This is a genomic window from Stieleria sedimenti (assembly GCF_025060895.1).
GTDB lineage: Bacteria > Planctomycetota > Planctomycetia > Pirellulales > Pirellulaceae > Stieleria > Stieleria sedimenti.
The window spans coordinates 13,882-28,707 of sequence record NZ_JANZKV010000136.1 but is presented as its reverse complement, the minus strand read 5'-3'; the positions used below and the strand labels follow the sequence as shown (position 1 = coordinate 28,707).

At 59.0% G+C, this 14,826-nt stretch carries 7 protein-coding genes; 6 read left to right on the top strand and 1 reads right to left on the bottom strand.

Annotated elements, in window-relative coordinates:
• Positions 1–87: 87 nt before the first annotated feature.
• A complete protein-coding gene (locus NZK35_RS17305) occupies positions 88–1,992 on the bottom strand; it encodes a TolC family protein (RefSeq protein ID WP_259633790.1) in 1,905 nt (634 codons plus the stop codon).
• Positions 1,993–2,280: 288 nt separating this feature from the next.
• Here NZK35_RS17305 and NZK35_RS17300 point away from each other — a divergent pair, with 288 nt between their 5' ends.
• The 6 genes from NZK35_RS17300 to NZK35_RS17275 all read left to right on the top strand — a co-directional run bounded on the left by NZK35_RS17300 (position 2,281) and on the right by NZK35_RS17275 (position 14,794).
• Positions 2,281–8,250: a DUF4347 domain-containing protein gene (locus NZK35_RS17300; RefSeq protein ID WP_259633789.1), complete on the top strand. Its 5,970-nt coding sequence runs from the start codon at positions 2,281–2,283 to the stop codon at positions 8,248–8,250.
• 156 nt (positions 8,251–8,406) lie between these two features.
• Complete coding sequence (locus NZK35_RS17295; protein WP_259633788.1) at positions 8,407–8,745, top strand: hypothetical protein; 339 nt, start codon at positions 8,407–8,409, stop codon at positions 8,743–8,745.
• Positions 8,742–11,693: an ATP-binding protein gene (locus NZK35_RS17290; protein WP_259633787.1), complete on the top strand. Its 2,952-nt coding sequence runs from the start codon at positions 8,742–8,744 to the stop codon at positions 11,691–11,693. Before NZK35_RS17295 ends, NZK35_RS17290 begins: the two co-directional genes overlap by 4 nt.
• A 189-nt stretch (positions 11,694–11,882) precedes the next feature.
• Positions 11,883–12,365: a CBS domain-containing protein gene (locus NZK35_RS17285; RefSeq protein WP_145218093.1), complete on the top strand. Its 483-nt coding sequence runs from the start codon at positions 11,883–11,885 to the stop codon at positions 12,363–12,365.
• 57 nt (positions 12,366–12,422) lie between these two features.
• Entirely contained in the window at positions 12,423–12,680 is a 258-nt protein-coding gene (locus NZK35_RS17280; protein WP_259633786.1) for a DUF4404 family protein, read from the top strand.
• Between the two features lie 581 nt (positions 12,681–13,261).
• On the top strand, positions 13,262–14,794 hold the full coding sequence (locus tag NZK35_RS17275) for a sulfatase family protein (RefSeq protein ID WP_259633785.1): 1,533 nt from the start codon (positions 13,262–13,264) through the stop codon (positions 14,792–14,794).
• The last annotated feature ends 32 nt before the right edge of the window (positions 14,795–14,826 follow it).

Here is a 14,826-nt window from a genome sequence, read left to right as displayed (position 1 = left end):
CGGTATTGGGCTTCAGCCGCTCGTCTTGCTGCTTCGCAGCGCGTGGGGATGCGCCTGAAGGCTGGACACCAACGACACGCGAGACCCTCAAGGAACGGTGTTGGACGCTGACCCGATCGGTTCGATTTGCAGCAGCGTGCCGGTCGCCCGCTTCAGCCGTGAGGTGCTGAGCGTGTAGTCGATTTGCGCCCTGGCGAAGCCGACTTCCTCCGCCAGCAAGCGGTCTTGGGCATCGAGCAAGTCCTCCAGCAGGGAGTTGGCGGAATACCCGTCTCCGGGCAACTCTCGCCATCGATTGGAGATCAGTTCGACGTATTGCTGTGCGGACACCATCGCCACGTAGCGTGCCCCGAGTTCTCGGTGGCTGGTTTCGACTTCGCGCACCGCCGCGGCAACCTCGGCATGGAGTTTGGCGATCGTTTCGCTTAACCGACTGGCAAGTTTACGGAGTTCTGCTTGACGGCGAAGGATGTTGGCCTTGGCCGCGCGGCGCTGCAGCGGCACTTCAAACCGCAGCCCGGCGCTGTAGCTCGGCTCGCCGACGCTGAACTGGTCGACCCAGGCGCGGCCGATGTCTTGGCTGCCACGCAGTCCGCTGAAATAGGTTTCCAGCACCAAGTCCAACATGGGCAGCAGTTCGTTTTGAGCGACGTTCAAACGCACCCGCGCGGTGTCCAGCTCGCGGGCGACTTCATTCATTTCACTCCGCTGTTGCAGGGCCGTGACGACGGCGTCTTCCAGTGACACGGGGACCAGGTCCAGCGAGGGGGGACGCACCGGGATGATCTCCGCCGTTTTGTCGCTGGTCAATTCGGGAGAGTTGACCAACATGCGGAGCTGATCCTCGGCATTTCGGATCGAAGTCACTGCGCGGGCAAGTTCGGAGTTTCTTGTGGCGACGGCGGCTTCGGCGCGTTTGAGTTGGCTTTGCAAGGCATCCAATCCCTGTCGCTGTTCCAGCCAATCGTGAATCGACTTGGCCTGATTGAGGTGGCGGATCCGCAACAGCAGTGAGGCACGCTGATAATACAGGTTCCACATGGATTCCTGGACGGAAAGCAAGTGGTTTTGGATCGCGGTGGTGGCGGCTTCGCTTGCGATTTGGGTGTCAAGCTTCGCCAGCACGATCAGGCTTCGATTGAACGCCCGGCCGGCTCCGTTGAGGAGTGGTTGATTGAAGCTGAGAGTCAGCCGGGAATTGCCCTGGTTGTTCGGCGTGAAGAATTGCGAACTACTGTCGCGCAATCCGATCTGTTGTCCGATCTCAAACTCGGCTCCGGTTTCAAGTTTGCGGCGTAGGCCGCCGGAGAACGAAAAATCTTCCTCTCGCAAACGGTCGACATTGCTGCCCGCATCGAGGTCGCTGCCGGTGGGGACGCTGGTGCGCAAGAATTTTGATTCGACGAAGGCGGTCGGATCAAAATCAGCGGCCGCGCGAGTGATTCCGGTGCGGGCGATGCAGATGTTTTCGTTGACCGCCGAGATGCGATAGCTGTGTCGTAAGGTCTCGAGGATCAGACTGTCGCCATCGACGACGATCGAGGACGGCGATAATTCAAACGGCGCTGTCGCGGTGGTTTCCCACCACGGTCGAAAGCCGTCCGCAATCGGTGAACCTTCGGCCTGGGACTTCAAAAACTGCCGTACCGATTCGGGTGAAAGCGGTGTGTTGCTGTCGGACTCGGCGATCGATGTCTCGTTCAACCACTCGTCCGGCAACGCACCGACCGTCAACGGCGGCGGTTCCGTACCTGAGTCCGTTGATGCTGGACCGGAGCGTTGGGCCACGCGGACGCCGTGCGGGGCTTCGCCGCTGACGACCGGTTCCGCAAAAACCTCTGTCAGTTCCGGCGATTGCTCCAGATTTTGCTGCGTCTGTGTCGTTGGCGGAGAGAGCCACGACGGCAAATCGTCCGTTTGCGCAAAGGCCGATCCGGCGACCCAGCAATAGGTCGCGATCGCGATGTAGCGTTTGCAAACGGTTCGATCCATGAAACACTCCGTCCGTGGAGTTGATGAAGCAAGACACGTTGATCGTTCATCGGTTGGAATGGCCGTCGATGGCTTCCGGCAGATGCCACAAGCCGGCCGCAATTCGAACCGGGGCACGTATCCTCGGAATGAAAGGCAAGCTCTTCAAGACTCCTCCAGGCGGCACAATCGCTAAGCCTTGCCAAGGTGTTGCCGCCCTCTCGGTTTCAAAGGCGCAGCTCCGCCAATCCCTGACATAGGGTAGAGAGGAATAGATCTAACTTTCATCTGAATGGTCGGACCATTGAAGTGCGCTGGCGTAAACGAAAATCAATTGCCGAGTCAAGTGTCGTTCGTTCTACCGGATACCTGCTTGATGCCGCTGTCTTGGAAAAGCGTTTGTTGTTCAGCGCCACCCCGATGGCGCCGCCTCAGGTGGAGGGCGTACCCTCAGATTCCGATTTGGCCGCACCGACCGTCGATCTAAATTTCTCGGACACGACATTCTCGGACACGGCATCGACTGGCCAGACGTCAGCCAGTTCAAGCGGCGACACGGAACAGGACAAACAACAGCGACAGCGGTTGGAATTGGTCTTCGTCGACGCGGGCGTCCAAGATTATCAGTCATTGATCGCCGATCTTCGCAGCGGCAACGAGCACGCCGACTTGGAGATTTATCTGCTCGACGCGAGGCGTGACGGGGTTCGTCAGATCGGCGAGATTCTGCACGGATACGCCGATGTCGACGCGATTCACGTGCTTTCGCACGGCAACGACGGCAAACTTCGCCTCGGCAACACCGTGCTGGACGATCGAAATCTGGCCGGGTACGCGGGCGAATTCGCCGGCTGGGCAGCCTTTCTGAACGACCAAGCGGACGTGATGTTGTATGGCTGTGAACTGGCCGAAACGGTCGACGGCAGGACGATGCTGGAGGCGCTCGCGGAATTGACCGGTGCGGACGTCGCCGCGTCGGTTGATGACACCGGCAGCGGTTCGCTCGGCGGCGACTGGGAGTTGGAGTTTGCGACGGGGCTGATTGAATCCGATTCGATCCTTGCCGAATCCTATGATGCGACGTGGAGCGGGTTACTCGCGACGCCGGAAATCGCGACCACGGGCGAACGACTGGTGAATTCGCCGGCGACGGGGAATCAATCGATTCTAAAACCCCAACAAGCGGTTGCGGTCGACGGACTGGGCAACAGCATCGTCACCTGGGTCGATTACAGCGCCGATCTCAATGGAACGGCTGTCATGGCACAGCGGTTCGATTCCTTCGGGGCAAAGCTGGGCGGGCAATTCCAGGTCAACGTCGACACCGACGGCGATCAGACCTTGCCGGTCGTCACCGCCGACGCCAGTGGGCGATTCGCGATCGCCTACGTTTCCGATGACGAAGACGGAACGGGCATTTATGTCCGCCGATACGACGCTAGCGGAGCGGCCATCGATGCCACGGACATTCTGGTCAACGCGGGTTCGGAAGCGGGGGACCAAACCAACGTTTCCATAGCGAGTAATAGCAACAACCAAATCGTGCTGTCGTGGGAAACTAGCAACGGGTCCACCGAGGGCATCTTCGCCCGCAATTTCGACTACACCTCCACGCCGGTCGGGAATGCGTTGTCCACGACACTGCTGACCGTCGACTCCGCATCCTCAGCGGGGGATGCTGTGGTTGACATCAACGAGGGCGGTCGGTTCGTGGTGCTCTGGAAGGATGGTTCGGACGCGTACGCGCGGAAATACGATTTCGGAGCAGCGACGGCGTTGGATTCGAAACTCGACGTCAACTATCCCGGAGCGATCGACCGACAGCTCGCGATCGCAGTCAAACCGAACAACGATTACATCGTGGTCTACCGAGAGGATACCTTTTTTGCCCAAGGAATCTGGACGCGAACGGTCCAGGATGATGGAACGCTGATCTTTCCAGAACGCATCATTTCGGTCAGCTCGGCGGAAGCGCCCTCGATCGCGATGGATGCCGCGGGCAACTACGTGATCAGCTATACCCAATTGGATGGCAGCGGAATGGGGGTGAAGTACATCTCCTTTGACGCGACCGATTTTCAGGTCGGCGGGGTTGAATCGGTCAGTCAATCGACGTCCGGATCGCAAATCAACGCCTCCGTTGCGATGCACGACCTGGACAATTTTGTGGTGGTATGGAGCGGCCAAGGGGATCAACCAGGGCAAGTCGACTCGGCGGGCGTCTTCGCCAGGCAGTACGGAACGGCAGTCGTTGCCAACACGGCTCCCCTCGCGGACCTGTCCGCCGGCGCCCCCTACACGATCAACGAAGGTGACTCGCTGTCGCTGGACGGATCCAATTCCTCCGATGCCAACGGGGACACACTGACGTTCGCCTGGGACTTGGACAACGACGGGAACTTTGGCGAGACCGACGAACCGACGACCGCAACGGCAACGGTCAATTGGGCGACGCTGGCCAGTTTCGGAATCGATGACGATGGAACCTATACGATCGGTTTACGCGTCGACGATGGAAACGGCGGTGTCACGACCCAGACCACAACCGTTACGGTCAATAACTCCGCCCCGTCGCTGATCGTCAGCGGCAACGCTTCGGTCGCCCAGGGCGCCACCTACACGCTGAATCTTTCCGCCAACGATCCTGGCGATGATACCCTCACCGGATGGCGGATCGATTGGGGGGACGGAACGATCACGACGCACGCGGGAACCGCCACCAGCGTCAATCACACGTACAACGTTGCCGGACTGACGCACAACATCCTCGTCTCGGCAACCGACGAAGACGGCAAGTGGCTGACCGGGGATCTGTTCCTGGCCAATGCGACCAATACACCGGTCCACCGCTACGACGCCTTGACAGGGGCATTCGAACTCTCGACCGGTGTGTTCAATCAATTGAAGTATGCCGAAGAGATCCTCATCGGTCCGGATGGGCAACTCTATGTGTCCGCATTCAACAGCGACAAGGTTCAGCGATTCGATCCGGTCACGGGCGTCTTGGATGGAGATTTCGTCGCCGCGCGTAGCGGGGGACTAGACGGTGCGAGCGGGATGGCGTTCGGGCCAGACGGCAACCTATACGTCGGCAGCTTTTCAAGTGATGAGGTGTTGCGGTACGACGGAACGACCGGCGCCTTTATCGATGCCTTTGTGACTGCGGGATCCGCCGGGCTTGATGGAACGCGCAAGATCTTCTTCGGCGATGATGGCTACTTGTACGTGGCGAGTGCCCAGTCCAATAGCGTTTTGCGTTTCGACGGTACCACCGGGGCCTATGTCGATGATTTCGTCACGGCCGGTTCGGGCGGTCTGGACACACCGACATCGTTTGCATTCGGTGCCGACGGGAATTTTTATGTCGCTTCGTTTCTTACCGATGAAGTCTTGCGTTACAACGGCACGACCGGAGCCTTTATCGACACCTTTGTCACCGCGGGACTCGGCGGGTTAAACGAACCCTTCGCAATCACGTTCGGGGCGGACGACTACGTTTACGTCAGCGACCACTGGAATCAGCGGATCGTGCGCTACGACACGTCGGGGAACTTCGTGGACTCGTACATCACTGGACTGTTCGATCCGAAGGGGATGGCATTCACGCCGACACATCAGGTGACCGTCACCGCGACACCGAATACCATTCCGCTGGCCACCAATCTGAACCAATCGAAGAACTACACCGAAGGCGACGCCGGTGTCGCCCTGGACGACATCGTGGTGACGGATCCCGACGGCGGCCAGACGATCACCGCAACGTTGACCCTGAACTTGCCAGCAACCGGGGCATTGACCACCGGAACGTTCGGGGCGTCGACCAGCACGTACAACGGCGGCAGCGGAGTGTGGACGGTCACCGGCAGTGTCGCCGATGTGAACGCCGCGCTCGCCGCGGTCGCCTTCACACCGGCGACTGACAACGACATCGATTCGCAAATCACCGTCCGCGTCAGAGATTCTCTGGGCGACGGGCCCGTCGACGGGCTGATTCAGCTGAACGTCACGGCCCAGAACGATCCGACCTTCATCGACCTGGACGGCGATGATTCCAGCGGAGTGTTCGGAACCGCTTTCAATGCTGCATTCGTCGAAGGCGGCGGTCCGGTTCGGATCGCGGATGCGACCGATGCGGTGATCACGGATGTCGACAACTCGACACTGACTTCGCTGACGGTCACGATCACAAATCTGGCCGACGGAACCGATGAATCCTTGACGGCGGTCACCGCTGGGACAAACATCGCCGCAAGTTATGCCGGCGGCACGCTGACGCTTTCAGGCACCGATAGCATCGCGAATTATCAGCAAGTCCTCCGCACGATCCGCTACAACAACGTCTCGGCGACGCCCACGACGACGCCCCGGGCACTGAATCTCAATGTCTATGACGGGACCGGTGTCACGTCGATCATGACCACGGTCAGCGTCGCTGCAGTGAACACCGCCCCGAGTCTTGACCTGGACGGCGATGATTCCAGTGGAGCCGCGGGGACGGGATACGACGCCAGCTTCATCGAGGGCGGTGGTGCCGTGTTGATTGCCGATGTGACCGATGCGACACTTGCCGATCTGGATTCGCTGAATTTGTTTTCCTTGACCGCAACGATTACGAACTCGATTGATGGGGCGGCGGAAACACTCTCGGCCGACACCAGCGGCACCAGCATTACGGCGTCCTTCGCGGGCGGAACGCTCACGCTCAGCGGTGTCGACTCCGTCGCGAACTATCAGCAGGTGTTGCGGACCATTCGCTACCACAATGCATCGTTGGCTCCCGATCCGACGACGCGGACGATCAGCTTTGTCGCCAATGATGGATCCATCGACGGCAACGTCGCTAATGCGACGGTCTCGGTGACGTCCGTGAACAGTCCTCCCACGATTGTGGTTCCCGGCACCCAAACGCCCAGCGAAGACATTGCCTGGCAGATCAACGGCATCAGCTTCAACGATCTCGATCTCGGAACTGCGACCATGCAGTTCTCGTTCGATGTCAGCCGAGGAAGCTTGACGCTAGACCTCACGGTTGCCGGTGGGGTGACGGCGGCAAACGTTACCGGCAACGGTGGTTCTGCGGTGGAAGTCAACGCGTCACTCGCCCAAATGAACGCCACACTTGCTGCGGCGAGCGGACTGACCTACGTGAGTGATCCGAATGTCAGTGGAGCAGAGACGTTGGTCGTTACGGCAAACGATTGGGCGGCATCGACGCTTGCAAACGTCGGCATCAACGTGCTGCCGGTGAACGACGCACCGGTCGCGGCTGCGGATTTCTATACCATGGATCCCGACATCACGCTGAGCGTCGGACCCGCAGGGATCCTGGCCAACGACGTTGACGTCGACGGAGACACGCTCACGGTGGTTCCGGTGAACGGACCCTCGTCGGGAACCCTGACGCTGGGCTCGGACGGTTCCTTTCAATTCACGCCGCTGGCATCCTTTTCTGGGACGGTCTCGTTTTCGTACGCCGTGACCGATGGCATTGCCACCAGTTCCCCAGTAACCGTCGTCATCAAAGTCTCCTTGCCGATCAGTCCGGCAGACATTCAAAGCGTCAAATCCGAGCCCGAGCCCGATGTACCGCCCGAACAACCCGTGGCTGACGACACAGAAGAAACCGAACAGGAGGACGAATCCCAACAGTTGTTGACCGAGGTCTCGGCGTCGGACTCGGGGACCGACGTGCAGTTGGTGTTCACGTCCCGCGGCGTCGTTCAAACCGGTGAGGATGCCATCCTGAGCCTCAGCGTGATGCCGCAGCGAGCGGCGATGCAGGCCGATGCGGTGGTGGAAGACGACGAGGCTCGCACTGCATCGGACAGCGAAAACGGTCGTGTTTCGAGTCGGCATCGCAAAGAGTCGTCGCGTGATGGTGTCTCCTTTGTTGGGATCGCAAAATTCGACAGCAAACTGCTGTGGAGCGACATGGAAGATCTGCAGCACGAACTCAAGCAGGATGACCGCACGCCGTACATTTTCGCAGGGTCGTTCGCCGGGGTCTCCAGTGCGCTCTCGGTCGGGTACGTGATGTGGACCGTCCGCGGCGGGCTGCTGGCGACGAGTTTATTGGCACACCTACCGGCGTGGAGTTTCGTGGACCCGTTGTTGGTGCTCAACGAGTTCGAGGAAGACGAGGACGGCGACGACGATTCGCTGGAAGAGATGCTGGACAAGAGCGAGTCTGGAAAGAGTGGGCCGCAGACTGACGACCACGAGAGCTCGATTGGTGCCGCGGACCCTCCACTCGCTTCGCTCGGTCCTCCCTGCGAGTGAAGGTGATTTGCGGGGATAGTCAGACGCACCGATTCAATCGGATCCTTCGTCAACTGGACCGTCAACGCCAGCCGCCAGTCACGAATCGACTCAACCCGCTCAATCGTTTCAATCCTTGGGATCGCCAAATTCGACAGCAAGCTACTTTGGGGCGACATGGAGAATCTGCAGGACGATATCAAACAATCGGATATCGCGCCGTACGACTTTGCAGGGACGTTCGCGGATTTCTCCGGTGCACTTTCGGTCGGCTACGTGATGTGGACCGTTCGTGGTGGCTTGTTGGCGACCAGCTTATTGGCTCATTTACCGGCCTGGAGTTTTGTCGACCCACTGCTTGTCCTGAGTGAATTGGACGATGACGACGACACGGACGATGACTCGTTAGAAGAAATGTTGGACAAGACCAAAAAAGAACGCGAGAACAACGGACCGATTGAGACGGAGGACCAGACGGTGCTCCAGTCAACGGGCTTCGGGGAAACCGTTATATGAATTTTTTGAGACTCAACGCCAAAACGCGTATCTCGCTCGGGTTGGTCTGCATGCTGCTTTCGGTGCTGTCCGGAGCGATGATGCTGGGACTGGTGCCGGAACGCGAGTCGGCGATTCGTGAAGGGCGCGGTAATCTTTGCGAAACGATCGCGCTGACCAGTTCGGAATACATCTCCTACGGCGAAACCCGTCGCTTGGACCAACTGCTGGAGGCGGTGGTCGAGCGAAACGATGACGTCATCTCCGCAGGCGTTCGCCGGGGCAACGGAGATTTGGTGTCGGTGTTCGGTCAACACGAAGCGGTCTGGCCGAAGGATGAATCGAATCGGTCGACCGACACGCACGTGCGGGTTCCGATTCGCAGCGGCAAGGACCGCTGGGGAGCGGTGGAGTTGTGTTTCCGTTCGTTGCATGACGACAGTTGGATGGCAACGTTGACCGACTCTTGGATGCTGCTGACCGGATTTGTCTGCCTGGCGAGCTTTCTGTTGTTTCAGCTCTACTTAAAAAAAATGCTGGCCCACTTGGATCCCTCCAAAACGGTTCCCAAGCGTGTGCGAACGGCACTCGACAATCTCGCCGAAGGCCTGCTCGTGTTGGATCGACAGGGACGAGTCGTCTTGGCCAATCAGTCCTTCGCCGATTGGGTCGGCAGCGAGGCCGACAAGCTGTTGGGCAAAAAAGCGGACGAGTTGCCATGGAACCTGGATCACCTGGAAGGATCGCCGTGGCACGAAGCGGTGACCTCCGAAGCGGTGGTTTCGGGGGGCATGATCGAGCTGAAGCAACCCGGACAACCGTCTCGGACGCTGATCGCAAACGCCTCGCCCGTGCAGGGCAGCGAAGGCAAGTGTCGCGGCGTGCTGGTCAGTTTCGATGACGTGACCCAATTGGAAGAAACCAAACGCGATCTGACCGTCGCCAAACGCGCCGCCGACGATGCCAACCGCGCCAAGAGTGAATTTTTGGCACGCATGAGTCACGAAATCCGAACGCCGATGAATGCCATCCTGGGCTACACCGATGTGCTGCGTCGCGGGTTCGACACGTCCGTCACCGATCGCCAGGAATACCTGGACACGATCCATGGCAGCGGCGAACACCTGCTCGCGTTGATTAACGACATCTTGGATTTGTCCAAGGTCGAATCCGGGCAGATGGAACTGGAAATCGGCCCCTGCTCGCCGTACAAATTGATCAAAGAAGTCGTTTCCTTGCTCCACAGCAAGGCCGACGAGAAAGGCATCTCGTTGAAGTTTCGCAATGAAGGTCCGCTGCCCAAAACGATGCAGGGCGACTCGGTTCGCCTGCGGCAAGCGATCATGAACCTCGCCGGCAACGCGATCAAGTTTACCGACCATGGCGGTGTTGAAATCGTCGCGCGGATCGATCAAGACGCGTCCAAGCGACGAAGCGACAAAAACCTGGTCTTGGCCATCGACGTCACCGATACCGGGATCGGGATTTCACCCGAAGCCCAAGCCAAGGTGTTTGAACCGTTCGCCCAAGCGGACACGTCGATCACTCGGCGGTTCGGCGGCACCGGCCTCGGGTTGGCGATCAGCAAACAACTCGCCGAGGCGATGGGCGGCGATATTTCACTCGTCAGCACACCGGGCGAAGGGACCACCTTTACGATTCGAATCACGATCGGAAGCGCCGACGAACTGGAACTGATCGACCCCTCCGACCAGGCCGAGGCCGAAGAGGAATCAGCGCCGGGCAAAGCCAAGGTGCGGCAGTTGCCGCCGTGTAAGATCCTGGTCGCCGACGACGGTTCTCCCAACCGCAAACTGTTGCAGCTGGTGCTCGGCCAAGCCGGCGCCGAAGTTGTCGCGGTGGAAAACGGCCAGCAGGCCATCGACGCGACGAACGGACAATCATTCGACATCATCCTGATGGACATGCAGATGCCGGTGATGGACGGTTACACCGCGACACGCCAGTTGCGTTCCTCCGGGTATAGCAAACCGATTTTTGCCTTGACCGCCAACGCGATGCAGGGCGATCAGGAAAAGTGCTTCGATGCGGGCTGCAGCGGGTTCTTATCCAAGCCGATCAAAATCGATCATCTGCTCGAAACCTTGGCCGAGGAACTCGGAGACAAACCGGACACAGTGACCACTCAGGCCGACGAGTCCCAGGCCGTGCCGTCAACGGAGAGCGATGCGAGCGACCCGCCGGTTGAGACAGCCGCCGAGGATGAAGGGAGAATCACGTGCAGTTATCCATTGGATGATCCCGACTTCTTGGAAATTGCTCAGGACTTTGTCGACGCATTGCGTTCGCGCTTGCCCCAGCTCGATCAGCTGCTCGATGCTTGTGACTTCGATGCCCTGGCCGCTGAATCACACTGGCTCAAAGGCGTCAGCGGAAGTGCGGGCTTTGAGCAGTTCGTCGATCCCGCCTATGCCCTTGAGCGGCACGCCAAGGCCGGGAATGCCGCCGCCTGTCGGCAGCCGCTGAAACGACTGCACGACCTCGCCTCACGGATCGACCTGCCCGGTGACGTCGCCGATTCACCACTTCAGGCAATCGAGACGAGTCGTGAGACACGCCGGCAAGAGCTGCCGCCGCAAGACGTTTCCGCAGGCGCCGTTTCGACGCCAAGTCTTGCAAGCGAGTCACCAGATCACCCCGAGCAGCCGATCCACTCTACGCTGCCGATGGATGACCCGGAGTACCGCGAGATCGTGATCGATTTCCTGCAGCGATTGGACGGAAAGCTGTTGGACATGGATGCTGCCATCGATCAGCAGCAATGGGACGACCTGGCGTCGCTGGCACACTGGCTTCGCGGGACCAGCGGTTCGCTGGGGCTGCCGCAGTTCAGTACACCGACGTTAGCGATGGAGCGATTCGCCGAGTCGGCCGATCCGCAGGCAACCCGGTTGATCATGCAGGATATCCACGGGATCGCCGCACGAATCGTGGTTCCGGTCGCTTGAGTGTGTCACAGCCGCTCGCGGTGGCAGAAGCGTTGAATTGGGACGCACACTCTGTGACGCAGACGCACGTTTCTGTGCGGTGATCGTCGGACTTTCATTTTTTGTTCTTGCTGGCACAGCATGTGCGGAAAACGATCGGTATAACAGTTTCTGCACTCGCCGACGATTTTTTTCACAAGGGACTCAACGATGGTTGCCCAACAAGATGTTTATACCCGGCCGATCAAAGACATTATGAACCGTGATGTCGTCACGATCAACGCGGCAGGGACCATTCATGAAGCGTTGATCTTGATGGAAGAAAACCGCGTCTCCACGCTTCCTGTCGTTGACAACGATGATCACTGTGTCGGCATTCTGTCGACGTCGGATTTGGTCGACATGACCCGCGATGTCGATGACGACGTCTACGAACTGGATCATGCCGATCCGGCCAGCCAACGTTTTCTGGTCGAAAAACTGATCCACAGCATGGGCAGTGAGTCGGTGCAATCGTTCATGAGCGAATCGGTCTCGACGGTGGACGCCAAGGCGACGATCATCAAAGCGGTGCGAAGAATGCTGAAAGACCAGATCCACCACCTGCCGGTCCTGGATGAGAACGGTCGATTGGTCGGAATTGTCTCGACGATGGATATCTTGGGGGAGTTTGCAGACGCGTCGACGGAATAGTCTAATGTCGGGTGTGTCCCACCCCTGTGAAAGCGATTTGGCGAGAACAGCTCTGCAATGCGAAACGAACTCGAAGAAGCCCTCCGACAACTCCATACGGCGCTGGAGTCGATAGAGACCCTGGAGCCCGATGAGGCGGAGCGGCTTCGTCGTGCCGTGACGGAGATCTCCAGCACCCTGGACGAACAGGAAGTCGATTCGGCGACACTGGCCAAACGGTTGCAAGAGCAAACCGATGCGTTCCAGGAGTCCCATCCCGTGCTGACCCAAACCGTCGGCCGGATCGCCGACATGCTGGCGCAGATGGGCATTTGAGCATCCCCTTCCCCTTGTTCCCAGGCTCCGCCTGGGAACACACTGTCGTTCGAGGCTCCGCCTCGCGATCTAGAGGCAGCGCCTGGGCTGCGCAAAATCGCCGTCTCTCGCCATCGCTAAATTCTGCCGAATCGATTCTGCGATGGACCATCGATGAGCATGGAGCGGTTGGGTATCAATAACACAATTGACATCAGCCGATTCGCGCAAGCGTTCGGGCCTCGTCAACAACGGAAGGCCCGTAGGCTGGCGCCAAACGGCTGATCCCGCGAAGCCCCCAAGGGAATTGAAACCGCCAAAATCCTTCGTCCTTGTTCCCGGGCAGAGCCCTGCGCCGTGAACAATTTATTAGCGGCAGGGCGCAAGCCCTCCGGTGTTTCGGCAAAGATGCGGAACCGGAGGGCTCGCGCCCTGCCGCTAACACCTCGTAAAACACAGGAAAGTAGAAATCGTTCACGGCGTAGGGCGGAGCCCGGAAACGAGTAGAGGGCTCGGCCCCCGCGCGCTCGGTGGTTGGGATTCGACTAGAATATCCAGCCTTCCATCTCTTTCCCTCCTTTCTCGGCCCCGGCACAGCTGCGATGTCTTCCCGAATAGCGTTTTCCCTCCTCCTGCTCAGCACTTCATGGTTTTCGTTGACAACGGTTGGCCGCGCCGCCGAACGGAACGTCATCTTTATCATCACCGACGATGAGAGTCCGACGCTCGGCTGTTACGGTGACGCGTCTGCGAGAACGCCGGCGATCGACGCGTTGGCCGCCGATGGCGTCGTTTTCCGAAACGCGTTTGCGACCACCGCGTCTTGCAGCGCCAGCCGAAGTGTGGTGATGAGCGGTTTGCACAATCACCGCAACGGACAATTCGGGCACCAACATCACTACCACAAATTCGCGTCGTTTCATGACGTCGTTTCGCTCGCGCTGCCGCGCGTGATGCAACGCGCCGGCTATCGCACCGGCCAGATCGGAAAGTACCACGTCGCTCCGGAGACGGTGTATCAGTTCGAAACCTATCTCAACGCGAATTCACGAAATGCTGTCGAGATGGCCGAGACCTCAAAAGCATTCTTGACCAATCGTGACGACCAGCGGCCGTTCTTTCTGTACTTTGCGACCTCCGATCCCCACCGTGGCGGCGGGGTGGATCAGTCCAGCGGGCGAGAGCTGAAACCGAACCTGTTCGGGAACAAACCGAATCGCGGATCCTTCCCCGGTGTCGAGGAAGTCTTTTTTGATCCGGCCGAAGTGACCGTACCGCCGTTTTTGCCCGATACGCCTGAAACGCGCGAAGAGTTGGCGCAGTACTACCAGTCCTGTTCTCGAATCGACGCGGGGGTGGCGAGATTGGTCGAAATCTTGAAAGAGGCCGACCTGTTCGACAAAACCATGATCGTCTTCACCAGTGACCATGGGATGGCGTTCGCCGGGGGGAAAACGACCGTTTACGAGGGCGGATTACGAGTGCCGTTTGTCGTCCGCGATCCTTATCAAGCCCGTCGCGGTGTCGAATCCCAAGCGCTGATCAGCCACATCGACATCACCCCCAGCCTGCTCGATTTTGCCGGCGGATTGGACGCCAAAACCAACGGCCCCAAGAATCCACTCAATCCCAACAAGTTCTGGAAGGAACGCGGCGAGGCGCTGAAGGAGAATCGAAACGGAAACAAGCCGTTTGTTTCCTACCACGGCAAATCATGGATGCCAGCGTTGGCCGATCCGACGAAGCCGCATCATGAAACCATCATGGCCTCGCACACGTTTCATGAAATTCAGATGTACTATCCGATGCGGGTCGTCCGCGACAGCGACTACAAATTGATCTGGAACATCGCCCACCCGCTTCCCTACCCCTTCGCATCGGACCTGTGGGCTGCCAGCAGCTGGCAAGCCCAATTGGCCAAGGGCGATGACGCACCGTACGGACAGATGACGGTCGGCCGCTACGTGCAGCGACCGGAGTTTGAGTTGTACGACATGCGAACCGACCCGAACGAATCGACGAATCTGGCGACCAGCCCCGGCCACGCGGATGTCTTGGAAAAGTACAAAGCCAAGCTGAAGGCGATGCAAAAGGAGTTTGACGACCCCTGGATTTTGAAATGGAAATACGAGTGATCGCGGGGTGGGTGACATCGCGGAGTAGGTGA

Excerpts from the sequence above, each read along its gene's own strand:
- NZK35_RS17285 (WP_145218093.1), top strand. The coding sequence starts at position 11,883 with ATGGTTGCCCAACAAGATGTTTATACCCGGCCGATCAAAGACATTATG.
- NZK35_RS17280 (WP_259633786.1), top strand. The coding sequence starts at position 12,423 with ATGCGAAACGAACTCGAAGAAGCCCTCCGACAACTCCATACGGCGCTG.
- NZK35_RS17305 (WP_259633790.1), bottom strand. The coding sequence starts at position 1,992 with ATGGATCGAACCGTTTGCAAACGCTACATCGCGATCGCGACCTATTGC.
- NZK35_RS17295 (WP_259633788.1), top strand. The coding sequence starts at position 8,407 with ATGGAGAATCTGCAGGACGATATCAAACAATCGGATATCGCGCCGTAC.
- NZK35_RS17290 (WP_259633787.1), top strand. The coding sequence starts at position 8,742 with ATGAATTTTTTGAGACTCAACGCCAAAACGCGTATCTCGCTCGGGTTG.
- NZK35_RS17275 (WP_259633785.1), top strand. The coding sequence starts at position 13,262 with ATGTCTTCCCGAATAGCGTTTTCCCTCCTCCTGCTCAGCACTTCATGG.